Here is a 22,683-nt window from a genome sequence, read left to right on the forward strand (position 1 = left end):
GTCTTGGCTCTTCAATACATAACTGGATTGAGCGTGACGTAGACAGGCGAACCCGCTTCGAACCGTGTGCTGCCACGCGCGACCAGCCAGCCATCCGCACGCTCCAGGCGCGCAACGATCCGCAGCGTTGGCGAAGCATTCACGCTGGCGGGCGGGGACAAGGAAAATGCTATCGACGTTGACGTGCCGTCGCTTTTGATGCGCGTTTCCGTGGCGCGACGTCGCGCTTCGTCCTGAATGGCAGGATCCTCGAGGTAAATTTCTAGATGACCTTCCGGGACCGCGCCGCCCTCGAATGTGACTGCGCCACGAATATCCGGCGATTGCGCAGCGACTGGCCCGGCGATCGCGGCGACGGCCGCAGCTCCGACGGTCATCAATACTGTGCGGCGGTCGGTCGGGCGCTTCATCACACACTCTCCATGGACGCCCTGCGAAACCCGAAAGGATGCACGACGGCGTAGATGGGGCGCCTGAAAGCGCCCCATCCACTATCAGGTTAGATAATAATGAAGTCGGCCGCCGAAAGCTTCAGATTTGTGCTCAGCTGCGCATATTGAATCGCCGCGATTTCTCCGGCGCCATCGGCGTCATAGGACAAGACGCCGCTATCGGCATCGTAGATGATGCGATCGTCGGCGTCATGAGCGACGCCCCCCGCACTCCCGTAAAATGCACCCAGAGCGAGAGCGCCTTCGCCCCCCACGCTCTCGAAGATGAGGTTGTCCAGCAGGATCGTATCGTCGATGACATTGAAGTCCTTGATCCAGTCGACATTGCCGTTTCCAAGCGCCGTCGAGAAGCGGAATGTATCCTCTCCCGCGCCGCCGGTGAGCGTGTCGGCCGCCAGACCGCCGTCCAGCAGATCGCTGCCTCCGCCGCCAATGAGCGTGTCGGATCCCGCAACACCCGGCTGGGCCGGCTGAGGGGGGAACTCGACCGATACGTTCAACTCATATGTCGAGCCTGCCGGGACGGCTTCCGCCCAGCCATCGCCCGGCGCCGTCGGTGACCAGCTGCCTTCCAGTATGTAATAGGTGCCGGTCTCCTGAGCCACGAATACCAGGCTGGAATCCCGGTTGCTTGTAGAGCCGTGGTCGCCGCCGCCGTCATCGTTCTGAGCGACGATGTTGCCGGCGCTGTCGAGCAGCCTGACCCAGCTGTCATGGACATTCGGATCGGCAATTCCGTCAATGTCGATCGTAATGACCGTACCGGCCGCCAGATCGATCTTGTAGTACCCGCCCTGACCGTTTCCGGTGGCGTTGACGGTGGTATGAAGGATCGTTGTCGAATCGAAGATATCGGGGTCGCTGGTCAGAGAAAAGTTGTTGGAAATGTCGAACGCGGCTGCGATAGAGTTGTTCGCCGCGTCCGGTCCAAGCGTGGCGTAGCCGCTTCCCATGCCCGGACGTGGCGGCGCGTCCCCCTGATAGGCAAAATCGCCGAGCAGGGTGTCGTCGCCGCGGCCGCCGTCGATCGTGTCGTTTCCTCCTTGGCCGGTCAACACATTGGCTGCGCCGTTGCCGGTCAGTCGGTCGCCAAATCCCGACCCTGCAAGATTCTCGATGGAGACATATGTATCTCCGCCGGACCTGCCTCCAGCGAGACCAAGCCTCAAGCCGCTCGTTGCGTCAGCGTAGTCCGCCGTGTCGCTGCCGGCGCCGCCGTTCAATCTGTCGGCGCCGCCGCCGCCGGTCAGCGTATCGTCGCCAGCACTGCCGGAGAGCTCATTGGCCAGGGCATTGCCGATGAGATGGTCATCGAACGACGACCCGGCGGCATTTTCAAAGCCGACGAGAATATCGTGCCGGATGACTGCGCCTCGGCCGACGATTTGCACCGGACCATCACCGTCGCCGCCGCTGGCCGTGCCGTTGGCAAGATCGATCGTCACGCCGTCCGGGCTGCCCGCATAGACGACCGTGTCGATACCGGAACCACCATCCAGATAGTCCTGACCGGCGCCACCGATGACCGTGTCGTTGCCGGCTTCGCCATACAGGATATCGCCATCGTTGCCGCCATCCAGAATGTCATTGCCGTCGCCGCCATTGAAATAATCACCGCCGCCTTGGCCCCAGAAATGATTTGCGGCGGATGTGCCGATGAAGCGGTCGATGCGGTCATCGGAACCGATGAGGTTTTCGATGCTGTAGAAAGTGTCGCCTGAGGCGGTGCCGCCGCTGGCGACATTCGTGGCAAGGTTGACGAGCAGTTGGAAAGGGCTCTCCTTGCTGAAATCGACAGTATCGACGCCTGCCCCGCCCCTGAATATGTCCACGCCGTCCTGGCCGCTCAGCACATCGTCGCCGGCGCCCCCGTCGAGAATATCGTTGCCCTGGCCGCCAAGAATGGTGTCGTTCCCGCCGCCGCCGTAGAGCGTATCGTTGCCATCCTCGCTTTCGGTCTGGTCTTCAAGATCTTCGACATCGATCGTGTTGTTGATATCGCGGCTGGCGAGCGAGTCGCGGCCGCCGATGATCAGGTCGTCTCCTCCCCGGCCGAAAATCGTGTCGTCGCCGGCGCCGCCGTCGAGCGTATCATTTCCGTTGCCGCCGAAGATGATGCTGGTCATCGTGTTGTCCCCGGCGCTGGGCGGAGACGCGCCGCCGCCGCCGCCCGGCTGGGTTGTCGACTCGTCGGCGTAGATGATGTTTTCGACGTTGGCGATTTTCCTGATTTTCAGGTTCCTGGACAGGAGGATGACCGTGTCGTTGCCGCCATTGGCCTCCTCACGAACGATGTCCTCCAGCGAATCGACGAAATAAGTATCGTCGCCGCCGTTGCCAGCCATGCGGTCGCCGCCGCTGCGGCCGTCCAGGGTGTTGGCGCCGTCATTGCCGATCAGGATGTCGTCAAACCTGCTGCCGATCCCCGTCTCGATGTAATAGTCGGCCGCATCCGCATTGTGTCCGGCGAAGATCGACACATTATTGCTGTGACCGTTGACACTTGAGAACTGTCCGGCGCGCAAGTCGAGGATCGTACCCGCGGTCGAGCCGGAGAAGTCGATCGTGTCGGCCCCGCCGGTGTCATGAATGGCAAAACCGATGTCGTGCTGCATGCCGGAGGAGGTCAATTGGTAGCCGTACTGCGTGCTCCCGAAGCCGTAGACATTGTCCCCTGTGTTGAGGTCGATGTGCTGATAGGTACGCACTCCATTCTCGTCGACGGTTGAGAAAAAGCGGCGGATGACGGCCTCGATGTCGGCCATGAGCGGGGTCGAGGCAGACCAGCGGCTGGTTTCCCCGACATCGATCCCATCGAAATAGGACATGACGCTGTATTGCTGGCGATCATAGGTCCAGGTCGCATTGTTCAGGTAGTTGATCTGCACGCCGCCGGGACCGCTGTAATTGTAGAGCCCGGGATGGTTCAGCCCGAATTCATGGCCGAACTCATGGATAAAGGAATCGAAGACATAGCCGCCGATATCCGTCTTATTGGGTTCCGTGTCGTGGAAACGCTGACCGATGCTGACATAACGGTTGCTCGAATAGGCGCTGCCATCGTCCTCCTCGCCGAGCTCGGGGCTGACGACCTCCATCCAGTCCGTCGTGCTGTCGAACGGTGTGTCGTCGACGATCTCGAACTTCAGTGGGGTGACGGATGCCCACATCTGCAAGGCGCCTATCGCGGCGGCTTTGTATTCGGGGTGATCGTTGAGCTCGTAAACGTTGATCCTCAGCGTTCCCGCAGCCATTTCCGGCGTCAGACTGCGGGGCAACGCCCCAAGGTAGTCGAGAAAAGACTCATAGTCCTCGCTCTTGCCGTAAGGGTTATCCGGCGTCTGATCGTTGATCCACCAATTGTCGCTGGTCCGGCTAGGGTTCGGCATCGTAAGCTTCCCTCTCTGACGATTGTGCGCATTTACGGCTGTGCCGTTCTGCAGCTGCCAATTTTCCACCCCGCACGCATGGCGTGCGCCTGCCCGTCAGCCCCACCCGAAATAATGAGATTGGAAACTTCGACTTGTCACCCCCACAAAGGCGGGGGTGACGTCACGTTAGCCGGCTCGGCGGTCAGTGCGGAACGGTAGCCGCTGCACTCTGCGATACACGCCGCCAGCCCTGTGTGCGGGCAAGAAGAAGCCGCGATACAAACGCGTGAAGAAGTTTTGCCGCGACATTGGTGTAGAAGATCATCATGCCCATCGCGGCCGCCGGGGCTATGTCGCCCGCATCGTCCATGTTCAGGATCGCAACCGAGGCGAGCTTGGTGTCCGTGGCATAGAGGAACACGACCGCCGAGACCGTCGTCATGGCGTTGACGAAGAGATAGATCGCGATCTCCAGCACGGCAGGGAGGCAAACCGGCAGTGTGACCCGGAAGAAGAGCTTGTAGAAAGGAATCTTCAGAGAACCCGCCACCGCCTCGAATTCCGGGTCCAGCTGCTTCAGCGCAGTGAGCGCCGTCAGATGGGCGACGGTGTAGAAATGCGTGACCGTGCACAGCACCAGGATCGTCATCGTGCCGTAGATGCCGTGAAGCGGGTTTGCGGCACTGTTGAAGAAGAAGATATAGGCAAGACCCAGCACCATGCCCGGCACGGCCATCGGAAGCATGGCGAGCATATGGAATGTCGCCCGGCCGAGCCCGAAGCCCTTGGTCTTTTCGACCATGTAGGCGCCGGTGAACACGATCAGTGAGCCGATGACAGCCGTCATGAGAGCGAGCCGGATCGAATTGTAATAGGAGTCCCAGCCGCCGCCATCCATGAGATCGAAGGCATAGTTGCGCAGCGACAGGCTGAGATCGTAGGGCCAGAACTTCACGAGCGCCGCGACCTGGCACATGCCGATCATGCCGAGCACGAAGACTGCGACCAGCGTGCAGAAAGCAAAGCATGCCGCATCGAAGCCGCGCCGCGGTTTCGGCTCATAGGGTACGGCGCGCGCAGACAGCAGGGCCACTTGCCGGCGCTGTGTCAGGCGATCCACCGCGAAGGCCAGAAATGCCGGAACGAGCAGAATGACCGAGACGACGGCGCCCATTTCGAAATTTTGCTGGCCGATGACCTGCTTGTAGATATCGACGGCAAGCATGCCATATTGCCCGCCGATGACCTTGGGCAGGCCGAAATCGGTTATGACCAGCGTGAAGACGACGAAGGCGGCGGAGATCAAACCGTATCGGGCGCCGGGCACGGTCACCGTCCAGAAGGTCCGCCACTTGCTTGCGCGAAGCGACGTCGCCGCCTCGTAGTGACGGGCGTCGGCGACCGAGAGCGCCGTCGATATGATCAGAAAGGCGTGCGGCAGCGTGAAGAATACCGAGCCCACGACGATGCCGAGCGGCCCATAGATCGAATGGCCGAGCAGCAGATCCCTGAAGACGCCCTGGTTGCCGAACAGGTACACGAGCGCGATGCCCGGCAAGAGGGACGGAACGAGGATCGGGATCGTGACGATGAGCTTGAACAGCCCCTTCCCCGGCATTCGGCTCCTGTTCAGGGCATAGGCCAGCCCGAAAGCGACGACGAGCGTGACTGCGGTGCTGATCAGCGCCATCGTCACCGAATTCTTGATCGAACGGACCAGAGAAGGCGTTGAAAAATACTCGGCGAAGTTGGAGAGCCCGGTCGAGCGCGAGGGCCGCAGCATCACCCGGCGGAAATTGTTGCTGTCATATTCCTCCCACGCGGTACCGCGCACCAGCTGCGAACCGGCAAGGAAGTGCGTCTCGTCGCTCGTGCCGCGGATGCGATATCTGACCGGGCTGCGGAAGCTGAAATCCGGGAAAAGCTTCGCCGCCTGCAGCCGCCCGTCGGCGCTGGCCTTGAGGTCGCTTTCCGGGAAGGCGGCGACGGCGGCATTGAGCGCCGCGGCGGTAACGGGATCGCTCCACCCCTGCCCGCTTTGGTCGCTCACCTGGAACTCGAACTGGTGGAGATCGAACGTGTAGGTGGAGAACGACTTCGACAGCATCACGAAGAGCGGTAGCGCAAGTGCAACAACCAGATAGATGCCGACGACGAGCATGACTGCGCGTTTGAGCCAGTCATCGCCGGAAATTTGCTGGCGAACGGCTCGGCCGGGCGGAAGGAAATCGACAGCAAGCGTCATTCGCGTCAGGCCTTTGCAAAAAGGAGCAGGCGTTCCTGCGGGATTTCGACCTGGATGGCGCTGCCGATCTCGATGCTCAGGCGGCGAACCGCGTTCGTCGAGAAGTCCGCCACGAGCGCCTTCTCTTTCAGGCGCGGGGCCGAGAGCCGTGTGCGCCAGAACATGCCGAGAAACTCCATATCCTCCACATGCGCGTCGATGAGATTGTCCGCATTGCCCACGGCATCGAGCCCGGTCGCCCGATGGGCGGCGGCGCCGTGCGGGATGATATCGGCCGGCCGGACAGCGGCTACGACCGATGCACCTGATGGCAGCCGGTGCTCGGCACAGGCAAATCGCGTGTGCCCGATCTCGACCTGCGCCCCCTTCCCGACCGTTGCGGGGAACTGATTGGTCTCTCCGATGAAGTCGGCGACGAAGAGTGTCTTCGGGTGGCGATAGATCTCGGTCGGCGTACCTACCTGTTCGATGCCGCCTTGGTTCATGACGACGATTCGGTCGGCCATGGAGAGCGCCTCTTCCTGATCGTGCGTGACCATGATCGTGGTGACGCCGAGTTTGCGCTGCAGTTCCTTGATCTCGTGTCTCAGATGCACGCGCACCTTGGCGTCGAGCGCCGACAGGGGCTCGTCGAGAAGCAGCAGCCCCGGCGAGATCGCCATGGCGCGGGCAAGAGCCACGCGCTGCTGCTGTCCGCCGGATAGCTGGGCCGGGTATTTCCGGCCCTGGCTGCTCAAACCGACGAGCTCCAGAAGCTCAGAGACGCGTGAGGCGATTTCGCGCCGCGGGCGGCCGATATTCTCGAGCCCGAAGGCGATGTTCTTCTCGATGGTAAGATTCGGGAAGAGCGCATAGGACTGAAAGACGATGCCATAGTCCCGCTGCGCCGGCGGCAACCGCGAAATATCCTGCCCGCCTTGGCAAATGGTGCCCCGCGACTGGATGTCGAGGCCGGCGATGGCCCGCAGTAGCGTGGTCTTTCCGCAGCCGGAAGGTCCGAGGAAACAGATGAATTCGCCCTCCTTCACCTGAAGGTCGATGTCGCGCAGCGCGACGAAATCGCCATAGGCCTTCCAGAGGCCGTCGATTTCGAGGAATGGCCGTCCTTCGATCTGACGGGTAGCGGAGGCGGGCATGGCCGGCTCCGCGGGGGCTGTTGCATGTTTCATCCGCAAGCTCCTGGGCAATATGCATTCGATGAGACTTGACGGGAACGCTCGTGGCCAAGCGCCGAACGTTCCCGGGAGATGCATGCGGATCAGGACTTGGGCTCGGATTTCGCGTCGTAACGCTTCTGCCATTCCTTCAGAATGCGGGCGCGGTTGTTTGCGGCCCACTCGAAGTCGTTCTTGATCATCTTGTCGGCGACGTCGTCGGGAAGGTTCTCGATAGGCTTTGCGACCCCGGGATAAGCCACGACGGCATAGCCGACATTGTACATCTCGTTGGCTTCCTTGCTGATCGACCAGTCGACCAGCGTTTTCGCCGCCTCGAGATTGGCCGTCCCGGCGATGATCGCCGTGGCCTCGGCTTCCCAACCCGATCCTTCGGAAGGAAAGATGATATCGATGGGCGCGCCCGACGTCTTGGCCTTGGCGCCCGGGAATTCGAAGGATACGCCGATGACGGTTTCGCCTGATGCCGCCATCTTGCAAGGCTTGGAGCCCGAATGAGTATAGGCGGCGATGTTCTCGTGCAGAGCGTCCATGAAAGACCAGGCTTCCTCTTCGCCGAACGTCTGAAGCCAGGCGGAGACGTCGAGGAAGCCTGTGCCGGAGGAATTGGGGTTGGGCATCACGACATGGCCCTTGTATTCGGGCTTCGTGAGATCCTTCCAGCTGGTCGGCGGCGTCAGGCCGAGCTTCCCGGCCTCCACCGTATTGTAACAGAGAGCCGCCACATATGCGTCCATGCCCACCCAGCTCGGCGGCTTGTCGCCGTCCACGAATCTCGGGTCGAGCGCCTCTACGTTCTTCGGAGAATAAGGTTCGAGCATGCCCTCTGACTTCAGCAGCAGCAGCGATGTCGCAGCCACGCCCCAGACCACGTCGGCCTGCGGATTGTCTTTCTCCGCCAGAAGCTTGGCCGTCATGACGCCGGTGGAGTCGCGGACCCAATTGATCTTGATGTCGGGGTGGGCCCTTTCGAATGTCTCCTTGTAACGGTCGAGGTCGACCGCTTCGATGGACGTGTAGACCGTGAGCTCGGTTTCGGCATAGGCGGCGGAAGATGCGAGGATGAGGGCAGTCGTTGTGCTCAGGAAGATCTTTGAAAACGGCATGCTAATTCCCCTTTTTGTTGGCATTCGAATTGGCAAGCTCTCGCGGCGGCAACGGCGACTTGCGCGCCCTGAAGTCCGCCCTGCCTGGGAAATCTGCGGGGGATAGATCGATAAGTAAAATCTATTTATTTTATATAAGCATTGCCTCAGCTTATATTGCGTCGCAATGCTCATCGAAATGAAAAGGAGCGGCCAGGGCCGCTCCTTCCTCTACTGCGGGAGGCAGATCCCTTACGGCCAAGGGAGCGAGAAAGTCTTGACGTTGGTGAAGCTTTTCATCGCCTCGATCACGCCTTCCTTGTAGCCGTTTCCGGAGTCCTTGATTCCGCCGAAGGGCGACATTTCAATGCGATAGCCGGGCACTTCCCAGATGTTGACCGTTCCGACCTTCAGACCGGCTATATATTTCTGCATCCTGCGGTAATCATTGGTGCAGACGCCGGAGGAGAGGCCGAAGGCCGTGGAGTTCGACAGGGTGATCGTTGCGTCATCGTCGTCGGGAACCCGCACGATCGGAACGATCGGACCGAATGTCTCCTCCAGCACGAGGTCCGACTGATGCGGCACCCGATCGACGACGATCGGTGGCAGGAGCGCGCCGCTTCTCCCGGGATGGTAGAGAATGTCGGCCCCCTCCTCCGCCGCACGCATCACCCTCTCCTCGAAAAGTGCCGCCGCCTTTTCGTGAATGACGGTCCCGAGATCGGTAGACCGGTCCATCGGATCCCCGAAACGCAAGCGTTTCGCCCGTTCGAGAACCAAAGGCACGAAACGGTCCGCGACGCTCTCCTGGCAAAGAATGCGTTTGACTGCCGTGCAGCGCTGGCCGGAATTTTTCGTGGCCCCGGCGACCGCAAGGTCGGCGGCCCGGGCGAGGTCGTCGTCGGACAGGTCGTTGAGGATGATCAACGGGTCGTTGCCGCCGAGTTCGAGTACCTGGCGTTTGTAGTGCGCATTGGCGGCGATCAGTTTCCCGACAGGAACGCTGCCCGTGAAGGTGACGAGATCGACATGCGGGTTTGTGATCATTTCCATGCCGATATCGGCAGGCCAGCCGGTGACGACCGAAAGCATTTCCGGCGGCAGGCCGGCCTCGTAAAGAATGTCGGCGAGCAGCAGCGCCGTCATCGGCGTGAGCTCGGTCGGCTTCACCACCACGCAGTTGTTGGTCGCAATCGCCGGCGCGACCTTGTGCGCCACCATGTTCAACGGGTGATTGAACGGGGTGATCGCCGAAATTGCGGTCAGGGGTTCGCGCATCGTAAAAATCTTGCGCGCCTTTCCGTGGGGCGTGAGGTCGCAGGAGAAGATCTCGCCGTCGTCGCGGATGCACATCTGGCCGGCAAGCGTAAAGACGTCGAAGGCGCGCCCGACTTCATAGAGCGAGTCCGCCTTCGAGATGCCGAGTTCCAGCGTGATGACGTCGGAAATCTCCTCCTTGCGGGCGGCCAGCGCCTCCGCGGTCGCCAGCAGGATTTTCTGACGCTCGTAGCGCGTGAGCTTCGGCTGATAGGCGGCCGCGATCGCAAAAGCCTCTCTTGCGTGTTCGGCGCGGCCGGCGGGTACGGTGCCGACGACAGTGTCGTTCCAGGGATAGCGGACTTCTACGCGGTCGTCCGTGTCGACAAGGCGGCCGGCTATTCGCATCGGTTCGTGGCGCACCGCGATTGTGACCTCCGCCTTCGTCATAGCCCGCCCTCCGCACCGGCCTCGGCCGCCGCCGTGACCGCGTAGAAAAACGCATCGAAGTTGCGAAGACGGGGAGCGTTCGGGAGTTCGGGCAGCACGCGGTTGACGATGAAGGGAACCTCCTGCTCGGTCAGCCCGCCATGGGAGCGCAACGGTTCGTCGAGTGCGGCCAGGTCGTGCCGGTGCTCGCTGGTGCCGAGCGTCTTGTTTTCGGATGAGACGAGTACGATGTCGCCGATGCGGTCTTCCGGCAGCTCGAAGCGCCGGCACGCCTCCTCGCGGTCGAGCACGACGTCGATGCCTTGGATCGCTTTCAGCCTTGCCATGATCTTGCTGCGGTCGCATCCGTCCGGAAGATAGGCGGTGGCAAAGGACCCGAGCGCGCCGTGATGCACGACATAGGGGTCGGTGATCGGCAGGATGACGCGGGCTGCATCCTTGCCCAGCCATTCGTCGAGCAGGTCCTGAACATAGATGACGTCGGGTGAGCCGTCCGCCTTGTGCTTCGGCTTCATGCCGTGATCGGCGGTGACCACGATGGCTGCTCCGAGCCCGTCCAGTTCGGCGAGATATCGGTCGAACATTTCGTAGAAGGAATTGGCTTCCGGGACGCCGGGAGCATATTTGTGCTGAACATAGTCGGTCGTCGTCAGATACATGATGTCGGGACGAAACTCCCTGAGCAGCTTGACGCCCGCAGCGAAGACGAATTCCGAAAGCGCTGCCGAATAGACCTCGGGAACCGGCCGGCCGAGCCAGGCGGAAGCATTGTCGATTCCGTGCTCCGCGCGGGTCGGCTTGTCCGATTTTTCGGACGAGAAGCAGACGGCGCGTTCTTCGTCGAAACGGAGCCCTTTTCCGAGCAGCGCCCGCAGCTTGTCCTTCGCCGTGACGACCGCGACCCGGGCGCCTGCATCATAGAAGGCCTGGAAAATGGTGGGCGCGCGCAGAAACTTCGGATCATTCATCATCACCTCTTCGCCCGTCGACGGCTCGTAGAGGTAGTTCCCGCAAATTCCGTGCGCCGCCGGCGGGCTGCCGGTTGCAATCGAGAGATTGTTGGGATTGGTAAAGCTCGGGATGACGCTGTGCGCCAGCCGCACGGCGCCCCGTTCCTTGATGCGTTTCAGCGTGGGCATCAGCCCGGCGTCGATCGCTGCATCGAGATAGGCCGGCTCGCATCCGTCGAGGCAGACCGCAATTGCCGGCACGCGGGGCCATGGATAGCGGCGGCCATTCACCGTCACCGAAATCTTGGACATCTGGTTCATTGTTGTGCTCCTGGAGGGGTGATCGGTCAGGCGGCGAGGCGGGCGCGCTCGGCGAGCGCGAGCGCCGGCGGGGTGGCGGTGTCGACCCTCATCTCAGCGAGGCTCTCGGCGGCGGCGGCGACCACCTTTTGCATCACATGCGAGTCCATCTGGCCGATGCAGCCGATCCGGAAGCTGTCGACGACGGTGAGCTTGCCTGGATAGATGATGAAGCCCCTCGCCTTCATCAGTTCGTAGAAGCGCTCGAAACTGAAGTTCGGATGGGCGGGGCTGAAGAAGGTCACGATAATGGGCGAGAGCCATTCGTCACCAAGCAGTGTCTCGAAGCCGAGCTGGCGCATGCCGGCGACCATGACGTCGCGGTTGTTCGCGTAACGCGCGCCGCGTCCGGCAACGCCGCCTTCCTTGCGATGCAGCCGCAGCGCCGCGAGAAAGGCGGCGACGACATGGGTCGGCGGAGTAAAGCGCCATTGGCCCGTCTTGTTCATGTAGGCCCATTGCGCATGGACGTCGAGACTCAAGGAATGGCTGCGGTCCTTCGCAGCCTCCAGTTCCGATTTTCGCGCGATCACAAAGCCGAAACCCGGAACGCCTTCGATGCATTTGTTGGCGGAGGAAACGATCGCCTCGTAGCGGAAATCACCGACACCTGCGGGCACTGCGCCGAAGGCGCTCATGCTGTCGACCAGCAGCTTGCGGCCGCGGCTGTAGACTGCCTCCGAAATCTCCTCGAGAGGATTGAGAATGCCCGAACTCGTCTCGCAATGGACGACCACGACATGGGTGATTGCCGGATCTGCATCGAGAGCGGCCGCAACCTCGCTGCCGCGCGGGGGCATATAGTCGCCCTTGTCGATCGAGACGTGAGCACGGCCGAGATATTTGAGCGTCTGGGCGATGCGCTGACCGTAGGCTCCGTTCATCAGCACCAGAACCTTGCCATCGCGGGGAATGAAGCTGCCGAGCATGGCTTCCACGGAGAAGGAGCCGCTGCCCTGCATGGGGACGCAATCGTATTGGCCGCTCTCGTCTCCGGCAATCGCAAGCAGTTCGCGACGCAACTCGGCCGTCATGCCCCGGAAGTCACCGTCCCATGACCCCCAGTCGCGCAGCATCGCCTCCTTTACGGAAAAGGCGGTGGTCAGCGGTCCAGGCGTCAGCAGGTACGGCTCACCCAATCTCGGCGTTTCGAGAACGTCATTCGTCTTTGCATCTGCGGGCATCTGGTTTCTTTCCTTTGAGAACTGCCGGGACAGGGCGAGGATGGCGATCTCGAATGTATCTGTAAAATCGATATTTCATATCGATACATCGATTTAGCTTATCACCCTTTGACGAGCGCAAGCCGGCTCTCGAGCAGATCCCCTCGCTGCTTCAAGATCGGATAGGCGAGCGTGGCCAGGAGGGAGTTCACCTCCTTGAGTGCCCGCGCGACTTCGAGGTGCATGTTGCTGGACTCGACGCTTTCCGCGCGCCCTGCCCGCAATCTCGCCAGATGCCGTTCGTGACTTTCCCGCACGAGCGCGCGTACCCGCTCCTTCTCCCGGACGAGCTTTCGCGCCATCGCCGGGTCATCCGACACCAGCAGGTTGAATGCGAGACGCATGTTGTCGCGCACGCTGGCGTGAAGCGCCTTGAGCTCGGTCCAGCCCTCGTCGGAGAAGTTGTTGCCGTTCTCCAGCTTGTCGCGGGCGATTTCGACCAGGGTCTTGGATACGATGTCGCCGGCATGTTCGAGATTGATGGCGATGTCGATGAGTTCTACACCCCGCCGCGACTGACGCTCGTCGAGCACGCCGCGATGGATTGCTGCGAGATAGAGCTTGATGTCGCGGTGGGCGCGGTTGACATATCCGTCGAGCCGGCGGATTTCCTCGATCTTCGCCGGGCTCGGATGCTCCAGAAGCTCCATCACCGGACAAAGCATCCGCTCGACCACTTCGCCCATGAACAGCACCTCGCGCGTCGCGGCGGCGAGGGCCGCGTCGGGGCTGTCGAGCAGAGCCTGGTCGAGCGCGCTGATTCGTCGCGCAAGTGTGTCGCTGTCTTCGGAGCTCTTGAGATCCGATTTGATGAGCGACGTTACGGCGCTGGCGGCAAGCTGCGAAAGCGGCAGGCAAACGATCACGAGGCAGGCGTTGAAGGCCAGATGGAAATGAACGAGCTGCTCCGCCGGGGTAGCGCCAAGATGTTGAAGTTCTGCCGACAAGGGGCCGATCACCAGCAAGGCGATCGCGGCGCCGAAAGCCCGGAAGAGGAGATTGCCGGCGGCGACGCGCCGCGCCTCGGCTGAAAACCCGCGCGTCAGCCACATGGCGATCAACCCGCTGCCGAGATTGGCTCCGAGGATCAGCGGCAGGCCTCCCTCGACCGGCAAAAGTCCCTGTGCGGCAAAACCGAGGATGAGGATCAGGACCGCGACGCTCGAATGCACGATCCAGGTGAAGAGCATCGCAGCCGCGAAGGCCGTCACCTGGTCCTTCGCGAGATAGCCGACGACGGCGGGCAACACGTCGCTCTGCTTCAACGGCAAGGTCGCCTCGCCGATAAGCTTCAGCGACATGAGGACGAAGCCGATGCCGAGCAGCATGCGGCCGAGTTCGCGGGGCTTGTCGCTTCTGCCCTTCAGGTAAAGCAGCCCGCCGGCCGCAAGCAGGAGCGGCGACAGCCAACCCAGGTCGAACGAAAGAACACGAACCACCAGCGCCGAGCCGAGATCCGCTCCCAGCAGGACGGCAAGGCTGGTGTTCAGGGTAAGATAGCCGCTCGCCGAAAGACCGGAGGCGAGCATTGCCACGGCGGTCGAGCTTTGCAACAGGACTGCAAGGAACGTGCCGCTCGCGGCGGCGTAAATGCGTCGCTCCCCTCCCCTGGCAAGCACACGCGTCAACGACGTGCCATAGGCGTTCTCGACGCCGCTGCGGACGAGATGCACCGCGTAGAGCAGCAGTACGGTCGCGCCGGCGAGATGCAGCGAGAGGGCAACGAGAGTCATTTTCAATCGCTCCGGAAACCAATCCGAAGACCGTCACTTTTCCCTTTACATAAATCAAATCGTTCGTTTCTATCGTTTGATTAGATAAGCTTATGATTGGGAGGGCCCATGCGTTACGTCCAGCTTCGCGCGTTCCACAATGTTGCGGTTTGTGGAGGCTTCTCCCGTGCGGCAGAGGCGCTGTTCCTCACGCAGCCGGCCGTGTCGGATCAGGTGCGCAAGCTGGAAGAGGAATATGACGTGCTCCTCTTCAACCGGAACAAGAAACAGGTGAAGCTGACCCAGGCCGGTCACCAGCTGCTGGAAATCACCCGCCGCATGTTCGACACCGAGCAGCAGGCGCTCGATCTGCTTTCGGAATCGCGCGCATTGCGGGCCGGCACGCTTCGCATCGTCGCCGACGCCGCCCACCATCTGCTTCACATCCTCGCGGCCTTTCGTCAGAAATATCCGTCGGTTCAGATCTCGCTGAGGGCCGGCAACACGGAAACGGTCATCACCAGCCTCTATTCCTACGAGGCCGACATCGGCGTGCTCGGCGAGGTTCCCGAAAGCCGGGAGTTCGACATCGTCAAGCTGAACTCGACGCCGATCATCGCTTTCGCATCGACCGAACATCCGATCGCCCGGCGCAGCACCGTCAGTCTCGAGGAACTCTCGGGCCAACCGCTGGTGATGCGCGAGCGCGGTTCGAAGACGCGGCAGAAGCTCGAGGATTTCGCAGCCGCCGCCGGCGTCGCCCTGAAGCCCGCCATCGAAGCGGAAGGCCGGGAGGCCGTGCGGGAGATCGTCGCGGCCGGTGCCGGGGTAGGCTTCGTCTCTGCCGCGGAATTCGGCCGGGACGGACGTCTCGCGCCGATCGAGATCGTGGGCGCAGAAATGCTGATGGACGAGGCGTTGATCTGCCTGAAGGAGCGCAGCGGCGGAAAGCTCGTGCGCGCCTTCTTCGAGATTGCCCGCTCGCTGGCGGAGAGGTGAATGGAGCAGCCCGCTTCAGGCGGCGGCTCGCGGCTTCCCGACATCCGCCCGCACGCGCTCCGACTTCGGGTCATAGGGGCACTTCAGGTGAGCGGTTGCCGGGTGGCGCTCACCGGCAAGATCGATCTCGAAACGCCCGCTTGCGATGAACTCCCGATCGACCCCTCCACGATCCTCGATGAGACCGAGTGCGACCGAGCGGCCAAGCGTGTGGCCATAGGCGCCTGAGCGGACTTCGCCGACAGGTTTGCCGTCACGCAGGATGAGTTCCCCGCCCCAAAGCATCGGCTCGGGATCATCCAGGGTGAACTGCACGATGCGTCTGACAGGGGCGCCGGCCTGCTTTGCCCGCATCAAAGCCTCGCGGCCGATGAAGCCGCCCGGCTTGTCGAACGATACGGCGAAGGCGAGCCCCGCTTCGTGAGGATTGATGTCGGGCGTCAATTCGCGACTCCAGGCGCGAAAGCCTTTCTCGATGCGGAGCGCCTCGAGAGCGTAATAGCCGCAATCGACGAGCCCTAGATCGCGCCCCGCCTGGTGCAGCGCCTCGTAAACGCCCACGGCAAATTCACTGGGCACGATCAGTTCCCAGCCGAGTTCGCCGACATAGGTCATTCGGTTGGCGTAGGCCGTCGCATAGCCGATGTCGATCTCACGGATGGTCGCAAAGGGAAAGCCCGCATTCGAGAGGTCAGCGGAGGTGATCCGCCCGAGTATGTCGCGCGCATTCGGTCCCATCAGCGCCAGCACCGCGTAAGCCGAGGTCACGTCGGTGAGGGTGACATGGGCGTCCGGTGAGTTGTTCCTGCGGATCCAGTCGGCGTCGTGCACCGCCTGCGCGGATCCGGTGACGATGAGGAACCGGTCGGCGGCGAGCCGCATCACCGTCAGGTCGCTTTCATAGCCGCCCCGTTCGTTGAGCATGCCCGTATAGACCGACCGGCCGATCCCGAAATCGACGTCCGCGGCGCAGATGCGGTTGAGCGTCTTCGCTGCGTCCCGCCCCTGCACAAGCAGTTTGGCAAATGAAGTTTGATCAAATATCCCAGCAGCTTGTCGCGTCGCGTTCATCTCCCGCTTTACCGCCTCATGCCAGTTCTGCCGACCGAAGGCATAGTCCGTTTCCGATCTTTGGCCTGCTTCGGCAAACCAGTTCGCGCGCTCCCATCCCATCTTCGAACCGAAGCATGCACCCTTGGAGGCAAGCCGGTCGTAGAGCGGCGAGCGCCGGAATGGACGCGCCGTGTGCAGCTCGCGGTTCGGCCATGGCATCGCATAGTGCAGTCCGAGCGTTTCCTTCACCCGGTCGTGCAGCCAGCGCGGGTTGTTGTTGAAGCTCGCGAAGCGGCGAATGTCGACCGGCCAGAGATCCATCGTCGGCGCACCATTGACGATCCATTCGGCGAGAGCCCGCCCGGCGCCCCCGGCGCTGGCGATGCCCATGGAGTTGAAGCCTGCGCCGACATAGAAATTCCGCAGTTCCGGCGCCTCGCCGAGAATGAAATTATTGTCCGGCGTGAAGCTCTCCGGGCCGTTGTAGAATTTCCTGACCTCGGTCGTTTCGAGCTGCGGCACGCGCACGAGCGCGTTCTGCATCAGAATCTCGAACTGGTCCCAATCATCGGCCAGCAAGGCGAATTCGAAGTCGTCCGGAATGCCGTTCATGCCCCAGGGCTTGGCTTCCGGCTCGAAGCCGCCCATGACGAGACCTCCGACTTCCTCCTTGAAATAGATGTAGCCGTCCGGGTCGCGCAGCACCGGCAGGTCCGGATGCACCCCCTCGATCTTGCCGGTAACGATATACATGTGCTCGGCCGAGTGCAGGGGGACCGTCACGCCGCACATCAGCCCGACCTTGCGCGCCCACTGGCCGGCGCAATTGACGACGATTTCGGCGGCGATATCGCCCCGGTCGGTCTCGACGCCACGCACCGTCCCGTCCTTGACCGTGATGCCCGTCACGCGCACGCGCTCGATAATGCGGGCGCCGCGGTTGCGCGCCCCCTTCGCCAGCGACTGGGTGAGGTCCGTCGGATTGGCCTTGCCGTCTCCCGGAAGCCAGACGGCTCCGACGAGATCGTCCATCGCCATCACCGGCCAGAGATCGGCGGCTTCCCGCGGTGAGATCACCTCGACGGCAACCCCTTGCGCCCGCGCCGAGGCTGCGGTCCGCTTCAGCACGGTCATGCGATCGCTCGTGCGCGCCACGGCGAGCGAGCCGCAATTCTTCCAGCCCGTCGCAAGGCCCGTCTCTGCCTCCAGCTCACTGTAGAGCTGCGTCGAATATCGGATGAGGCCGGTCATGTTGGCATGGCTGCGCAACTGCCCGACAAGGCCGGCCGCATGCCAGGTGGTCCCGCCGCTGAGTTGCCCCTGCTCCAGCAGGACCACGTCGGTCCAGCCGAGCTTCGTGAGATGATAGGCGACCGAGCAGCCTATGATGCCGCCGCCGATGATGACGACCCGCGCCTGTGTTGGAAATTCCTGCCCCATGAACCGACCTCCCAATGGACTGGTGTCAGCATAGTCACGGAGTCACAGAATGCAACAACAAATGCAACAAAATGCAACATCACTCTGCGGCGACGACGAGGCGCGGGCCCTTTCGCCCGAGTGCTTCCGAGATCGTCGGGGGCGGCGGCGTATCCACGATCACACCGGCCGCCTGATGGAACCCGGGTATGCGAAGGGGAGTCAGCCGTCCGAACTTTGAACTGTCGAGGACGAAGTAGGCCTTGCCCGCCATCGCGATCATGCGCGAGCGCTGCTCGGCGCCATTGCGGGTGAAGTCGGTAACCTCGCCGTCAGGAGAAAGTCCTCCCCCGCCCAGAAAGGCGATGTCCACTCGGAAGCGGCCGATTGCCTCCAGCGCGTCGAGGCCCACTGCCGCCTCCTCGGCAGGGTCGATCTCGCCGCCCAGCATATGCACCCGGACTTGCGGCTGGCGGCACATGTGCAGCGCGATGGCGAGGCCGGTGGTGCAGACGGTCAGGTCACGCAGACCGCTCAATGCATGCGCGACGGCCAGCGTCGTCGTGCCGGAATCGAGGAAGACCACCATGCCGTCCTTCACCAGTTCGGCCGCCTTGCGGCCGATCGCTGCCTTTGCAGCGGCGTTTTCCCCGCTTCGCAGGACCAGCGCCGGCTCGGTTGCTTCGAACAGTGTGGCGCCGCCATGCACGACATCGAGCTGGCCGCGATCCGCCAGCAACTTCATGTCCCGGCGGATCGTTTCGCGCGAGACGTCGAAATAGGCGGCAAGCTCGGCAATGCTCACCGAGCCTTCGGAAGCGACGCGCCTCAATATTTCTTCGTGGCGGCGGGGCGCGAGCGCCCGGGTGTTCGGCAATTTGGGCATGCGGACAATGTTGCAATATTTGTGGCGCGCCGCAAGACACGTCGCGGACGTTGAAGCGCGCGGTGCGGGACGGCTGCGATGCGGTGCTTAATTTGCGATTTGTGGTGTTTTGTGAGACGTAAGGCGGCACGGCGAAACTGAGGTCATGCGGCCTGAACGACGGTCACGGCAATCATATGGAAGACGTCGGCCGCACTGCAGCCGCGCGAAAGATCGTTGGCGGGCCGAGAAAGTCCCTGGAGGATCGGGCCGATTGCCGTCGCGCCGCCGATCCGTTGGGCGATCTTGTAGCCGATATTGGCCGCGTCCAGGTTCGGGAACACGAAGACATTGGCCTCCCCGCGCAGCGCCGAATGCGGCGCCTTGGTCAGACAGACGGCCTCGACGAAGGCGCTGTCGAACTGCAATTCGCCGTCGATGATAAGATCGGGCTCGGCGCGCCGCGCCATGCCGGTCGCCTCGACGACCTTCGAAACGCGCTCGTGAGCGGCACTGCCTCCTGTCGAGAAAGAGAGCATCGCGACTTTCGCGCGTTCTCCTGCAAGCATTTCATAGGACTTGGCCGACATGCGCGCGATGTCGGCGAGACCGGCTGCGTCCGGGTCCACGACCAGGCCGCAATCCGCAAAGACGAAGGCGCCCTTCCTCGCGTGATGGGGCTCGCAGAGCATCATGAGGAAGAAACTGGAGACGAGCCCGACGCCGGGCGCCCTGCCGATCACTTGCAATGCGGCACGAACCGTGTCTGCGGTCGTCGCGACCGCGCCGCCGACAGTCCCATCGGCTATTCCTTCGCGCACCATCATCGCGGCGAAGGTCAGCGGTGAAAGGACGGCCTCCCGAGCCGCGGCCGCATCGACGCCTTTGCTCTTTCTGCGTTCGAGATAGGCGGTCGCAAAATCATCGGTAAGCGGAGAGCACGCCGGGTCCTCGATCCGGAATTCCTGCGGGATCGCGTCCAGGGCTGTGAGCCTCTGCGTGATCACCTCGCGATTTCCGACCAGCGTAATCGCCGCCAGGCCTTCCCGCCTCGCCTGCACGGCGCCGGCGACGATCCGGGGGTCCTCGCCTTCGGGAAGGACGATGTGCCGCGGCGCTTTCCTTGCGGCGTCGATGATGCGATCGAGAGGTTTCATCAGCTGTGTCCCAGATAGTACATGCCGGCAAGGATGAAGACGGCGATGAACAGCGTTTCGGCCACGACGAGCGCAACGGCATCTCCGCCAACTTCGAGGACGCGGCGCAGCGACGTCTTCATGCCGACGGCGACGATGCCCGCCAGCAGCGCCCATCTCGATATAACCATCCCGACCTCGCTTGCGAGCACTGGCACCAGCCCGGCGGAATTGAAGCCCGCGAGAACGAGGAACGCCAGGACGAAGCCCGGCACGAGCGGCGCGCGCTTTCCGATCGATGCGCCCTCCTGCGGAACGCTGCGCAGGACGAGGGAAAAGATCAGGACGACCGGCGCCAGCATCGTCACCCGGATCAGCTTGACGAGCGTCGCGGTCTCGCCCGCTTCCGGCGAGACCGAAAAGCCGGCTCCCACCACTTGGGCGACATCATGGATCGTGCCGCCGAAAAAGATACCGGTGGCCTGACCGTCGAGCCCGAGATACTCGGCGACGATCGGATAACCGATCATCGCAAGCGTGCTGAGCACGGTCACCGACAGCACGGTGAAGATCAGATTGCGCTCGGAAAACTCGTTGCGGGGCAGCACGGCGGCGATGGCCATCGCGGCCGAGGCGCCGCAAATGGCGACCGCGCCGCTGGTGAGAAGCGCGAGACGCCACCCCCGGCCAAGCAGCCGGGCAGCCACGAGGCCGAACAGGATGGTTGCCACGATCGCCGAGACGAGCAGCAGAATGGTGCCGCCGCCGAGGCCGATCAGAAGATCTACGCTGATGCGCATGCCGAGCAGCGCCACACCGATCCTCAAGACCAGCTTTGCCGAAAGCTCGATGCCCGCGACGCAACGTCCTTCTTCCGCCAGGAAGTGGAAGGCGATCCCCAGCAGCAGCGCCATCAGCATCGCCGGCGCCCCGTAATGCTCCGACAGGAACTGGGCAGCCATGGCGACGGCGGCCGTCACCAGCAGACCCGGTCCATAGGTCGACAGGACGACCGACAGGGATTGCTTCCGTCGCTCGGTTTTGGAGATCGCGTCCATCTTTTCTTCCCGTTGAATGAGCTCGGCGGTGATCACCGCCGAGCGAGCCGCGAGAGTCTCTTACATACGTCGCTGGGTGCGCATGTCGGCGCGATCGATGCCGGCCACCGCTACCGGCTTCTTCATCGCATCGCGGCGGAAAGGCTCGCCGAGTTCCTGGTTGAGGACGACCTCGACAAAGGTGGTGATCCCCTTGGCCTGGTCCTCGATCGCCTTTGCAAGCGCCTCGGTGAGTGCGGCCGGCGTGTCGACCGTCACACCCTTGAGGCCGCAGCCATCTGCAACCTTGGCGTAGCTCAGGTTCGGATTGAGCTCGGTGCCGACGAAGTTGTTGTCGTACCAGAGCGTCGTATTCCGCTTCTCCGCTCCCCACTGGTAGTTGCGGAAGATCACCATGGTGATCGCCGGCCAGCCTTCACGGCCGATCGACGTCATCTCGTTCATCGAGATGCCGAAAGCGCCGTCGCCGGCAAAGCCGACCACCGGCACGTCCGGGCAGCCGATCTTGGCGCCGACGATCGACGGGAAACCATAGCCGCAGGGGCCGAACATGCCCGGCGCCAGATATTTCCTGCCCTGCTCGAAGCTCGGATAGGCGTTCCCGATCGCGCAGTTGTTGCCGATGTCGGTGGAGATGATCGCCTCCTTCGGAAGCACGGCCTGGATCGCCCGCCAGACCTGGCGAGGCGACATGCGATCGGGCTCGCGCTGGCGTGCGCCGACGTTCCACTCCGTGCCCGGATCGTCATCCTCATGGTCCATCGACGAGAGCTGCTGCAGCCAGGCCGAGCGCGTCTGGTGGACCAGCGCCTTGCGCTCCTCGCGGCTCGCGTCGCCGGCGGCGGGCGCAAGCTGCTGAAGAATCTGCTGCGCCACCTGTTTCGCGTCACCGCAAATTCCGACCGTCACCTTCTTGGTCAGGCCGATCCGGTCGGCATTGATGTCGACCTGGATGATCGCCGCATCCTTCGGCCAATAGTCGATGCCATAGCCGGGCAGTGTCGAGAACGGATTGAGCCGCGTACCCAATGCCAGCACGACGTCTGCCTTGCTGATCAGTTCCATCGCCGCCTTCGAGCCGTTGTAGCCCAAGGGCCCGACCGACAGCCGGTGGCTGCCGGGAAAGGCGTCGTTGTGCTGATAGCCGCAGCACACCGGCGCATCCAGCTTCTCCGCAAGTGCCATGGATTCCTGGATGGCGTTGCCGATGACGACGCCGGCGCCGTTGAGAATGACCGGGAACTTCGCTTCCGAAAGCAGCCGCGCGGCTTGGGCGATGGCCGCAGGGCCGCCGGCCGGCCGCTCGAAGCGGACGATGCGCGGAAGGTCCACGTCGATCACGTGAGTCCAGAAGTCCCGCGGGATGTTGATCTGCGCCGGTGCGCAACCGCGCCATGCCTGCTCGATGACCCGGTTGAGGACTTCGGGAATGCGGCTCGGATCGCGCACTTCCTCCTGATAGCAGACCATCTCCTCGAACATCGCCATCTGGTCGACTTCCTGGAAGCCGCCCTGGCCGATGGTCTTGTTGGCGGCCTGCGGCGTGACCATGAGCAGCGGCGTATGGTTCCAGTAGGCCGTCTTCATCGCCGTGATGAAACCGGTCACACCGGGGCCGTTCTGGCCGATCGCCATCGACATCGTACCGGTCGCCCGGCTGAAGCCGTCGGCCATCATGCCGGCATTGGTCTCGTGGGCACAGTCCCAGAACCGGATGCCCGCCTTCGGAAACAGGTCCGATACGGGCATCATCGCCGAGCCGATGATCCCGAACGCATGCTCGATGCCGTGCATCTGCAGGACTTTTACAAACGCCTCTTCGGTCGTCATTTTCATGTCATGTTCCTTTCGCGTTGAGGGTAAGGCCGAC

General features: G+C 62.6%; 15 protein-coding genes. 1 reads left to right on the forward strand and 14 read right to left on the reverse strand.

Annotated features, from left to right (window positions below; genetic code table 11):
- Window positions 1-11 precede the first annotated feature (11 nt).
- From M1D34_RS20260 to M1D34_RS20300, 9 genes are all read right to left on the reverse strand, one after another.
- Window positions 12-410, reverse strand: coding sequence for a hypothetical protein (locus M1D34_RS20260; RefSeq protein ID WP_498783993.1), 399 nt, complete (start codon window positions 408-410; stop codon window positions 12-14).
- Window positions 411-499: 89 nt separating this feature from the next.
- Window positions 500-3,841, reverse strand: coding sequence for a M10 family metallopeptidase C-terminal domain-containing protein (locus M1D34_RS20265; protein ID WP_498783995.1), 3,342 nt, complete (start codon window positions 3,839-3,841; stop codon window positions 500-502).
- Between the two features lie 184 nt (window positions 3,842-4,025).
- Complete coding sequence (locus M1D34_RS20270; RefSeq protein ID WP_498783997.1) at window positions 4,026-6,068, reverse strand: putative 2-aminoethylphosphonate ABC transporter permease subunit; 2,043 nt, start codon at window positions 6,066-6,068, stop codon at window positions 4,026-4,028.
- Between the two features lie 5 nt (window positions 6,069-6,073).
- Entirely contained in the window at window positions 6,074-7,237 is a 1,164-nt protein-coding gene (locus tag M1D34_RS20275; RefSeq protein WP_017276684.1) for a putative 2-aminoethylphosphonate ABC transporter ATP-binding protein, read from the reverse strand.
- Window positions 7,238-7,326: 89 nt separating this feature from the next.
- The gene (locus M1D34_RS20280; RefSeq protein WP_498783999.1) at window positions 7,327-8,349 is read right to left on the reverse strand and encodes a putative 2-aminoethylphosphonate ABC transporter substrate-binding protein; all 1,023 of its coding nucleotides are present in this window, start codon (window positions 8,347-8,349) and stop codon (window positions 7,327-7,329) included.
- A 231-nt stretch (window positions 8,350-8,580) separates the two neighbouring features.
- Entirely contained in the window at window positions 8,581-10,038 is a 1,458-nt protein-coding gene (phnY, locus tag M1D34_RS20285) for a phosphonoacetaldehyde dehydrogenase (RefSeq protein ID WP_498784001.1), read from the reverse strand.
- Window positions 10,035-11,309 (reverse strand): phosphonoacetate hydrolase, encoded by a 1,275-nt coding sequence (phnA, locus tag M1D34_RS20290; RefSeq protein ID WP_498784003.1) that lies wholly within the window; start codon window positions 11,307-11,309, stop codon window positions 10,035-10,037. Before phnA ends, phnY begins: the two co-directional genes overlap by 4 nt.
- A 26-nt stretch (window positions 11,310-11,335) precedes the next feature.
- A complete protein-coding gene (locus M1D34_RS20295) occupies window positions 11,336-12,532 on the reverse strand; it encodes a 2-aminoethylphosphonate--pyruvate transaminase (protein ID WP_498784005.1) in 1,197 nt (398 codons plus the stop codon).
- A 101-nt stretch (window positions 12,533-12,633) separates the two neighbouring features.
- Window positions 12,634-14,304 (reverse strand): Na/Pi cotransporter family protein, encoded by a 1,671-nt coding sequence (locus M1D34_RS20300; RefSeq protein ID WP_498784007.1) that lies wholly within the window; start codon window positions 14,302-14,304, stop codon window positions 12,634-12,636.
- Window positions 14,305-14,412: 108 nt separating this feature from the next.
- On the opposite strand from M1D34_RS20300, the gene M1D34_RS20305 reads away from it, so the two are divergent.
- Window positions 14,413-15,282 (forward strand): LysR family transcriptional regulator, encoded by an 870-nt coding sequence (locus M1D34_RS20305; protein ID WP_498784009.1) that lies wholly within the window; start codon window positions 14,413-14,415, stop codon window positions 15,280-15,282.
- 15 nt (window positions 15,283-15,297) lie between these two features.
- Here the strand turns inward: M1D34_RS20305 and M1D34_RS20310 are convergent, their stop codons facing one another.
- The 5 genes from M1D34_RS20310 to xsc form a co-directional block, all read right to left on the reverse strand.
- Entirely contained in the window at window positions 15,298-17,775 is a 2,478-nt protein-coding gene (locus tag M1D34_RS20310) for a GcvT family protein (RefSeq protein WP_498784011.1), read from the reverse strand.
- 79 nt (window positions 17,776-17,854) lie between these two features.
- On the reverse strand, window positions 17,855-18,640 hold the full coding sequence (locus M1D34_RS20315) for a DeoR/GlpR family DNA-binding transcription regulator (protein WP_498784013.1): 786 nt from the start codon (window positions 18,638-18,640) through the stop codon (window positions 17,855-17,857).
- Window positions 18,641-18,783: 143 nt separating this feature from the next.
- Window positions 18,784-19,776 carry a phosphate acetyltransferase gene (gene pta / locus M1D34_RS20320; protein WP_498784015.1) on the reverse strand — a complete coding sequence of 331 codons (993 nt, stop codon included), beginning with the start codon at window positions 19,774-19,776 and terminating at the stop codon, window positions 18,784-18,786.
- Window positions 19,776-20,813, reverse strand: coding sequence for a YeiH family protein (locus tag M1D34_RS20325; protein ID WP_498784017.1), 1,038 nt, complete (start codon window positions 20,811-20,813; stop codon window positions 19,776-19,778). The genes pta and M1D34_RS20325 overlap by 1 nt, the downstream gene beginning before the upstream one ends.
- 60 nt (window positions 20,814-20,873) lie before the next feature.
- Window positions 20,874-22,649, reverse strand: coding sequence for a sulfoacetaldehyde acetyltransferase (gene xsc, locus M1D34_RS20330; protein ID WP_498784019.1), 1,776 nt, complete (start codon window positions 22,647-22,649; stop codon window positions 20,874-20,876).
- Window positions 22,650-22,683 lie beyond the last annotated feature (34 nt).

It is taken from the genome of Ensifer sp. D2-11, from assembly GCF_054161295.1.

Excerpts from the sequence above, each read along its gene's own strand:
- M1D34_RS20260 (WP_498783993.1), bottom strand. The coding sequence starts at position 410 with ATGAAGCGCCCGACCGACCGCCGCACAGTATTGATGACCGTCGGAGCT.
- M1D34_RS20265 (WP_498783995.1), bottom strand. The coding sequence starts at position 3,841 with ATGCCGAACCCTAGCCGGACCAGCGACAATTGGTGGATCAACGATCAG.
- M1D34_RS20270 (WP_498783997.1), bottom strand. The coding sequence starts at position 6,068 with ATGACGCTTGCTGTCGATTTCCTTCCGCCCGGCCGAGCCGTTCGCCAG.
- M1D34_RS20275 (WP_017276684.1), bottom strand. The coding sequence starts at position 7,237 with ATGAAACATGCAACAGCCCCCGCGGAGCCGGCCATGCCCGCCTCCGCT.
- M1D34_RS20280 (WP_498783999.1), bottom strand. The coding sequence starts at position 8,349 with ATGCCGTTTTCAAAGATCTTCCTGAGCACAACGACTGCCCTCATCCTC.
- phnY (WP_498784001.1), bottom strand. The coding sequence starts at position 10,038 with ATGACGAAGGCGGAGGTCACAATCGCGGTGCGCCACGAACCGATGCGA.
- phnA (WP_498784003.1), bottom strand. The coding sequence starts at position 11,309 with ATGAACCAGATGTCCAAGATTTCGGTGACGGTGAATGGCCGCCGCTAT.
- M1D34_RS20295 (WP_498784005.1), bottom strand. The coding sequence starts at position 12,532 with ATGCCCGCAGATGCAAAGACGAATGACGTTCTCGAAACGCCGAGATTG.
- M1D34_RS20300 (WP_498784007.1), bottom strand. The coding sequence starts at position 14,304 with ATGACTCTCGTTGCCCTCTCGCTGCATCTCGCCGGCGCGACCGTACTG.
- M1D34_RS20305 (WP_498784009.1), top strand. The coding sequence starts at position 14,413 with ATGCGTTACGTCCAGCTTCGCGCGTTCCACAATGTTGCGGTTTGTGGA.
- M1D34_RS20310 (WP_498784011.1), bottom strand. The coding sequence starts at position 17,775 with ATGGGGCAGGAATTTCCAACACAGGCGCGGGTCGTCATCATCGGCGGC.
- M1D34_RS20315 (WP_498784013.1), bottom strand. The coding sequence starts at position 18,640 with ATGCCCAAATTGCCGAACACCCGGGCGCTCGCGCCCCGCCGCCACGAA.
- pta (WP_498784015.1), bottom strand. The coding sequence starts at position 19,776 with ATGAAACCTCTCGATCGCATCATCGACGCCGCAAGGAAAGCGCCGCGG.
- M1D34_RS20325 (WP_498784017.1), bottom strand. The coding sequence starts at position 20,813 with ATGGACGCGATCTCCAAAACCGAGCGACGGAAGCAATCCCTGTCGGTC.
- xsc (WP_498784019.1), bottom strand. The coding sequence starts at position 22,649 with ATGAAAATGACGACCGAAGAGGCGTTTGTAAAAGTCCTGCAGATGCAC.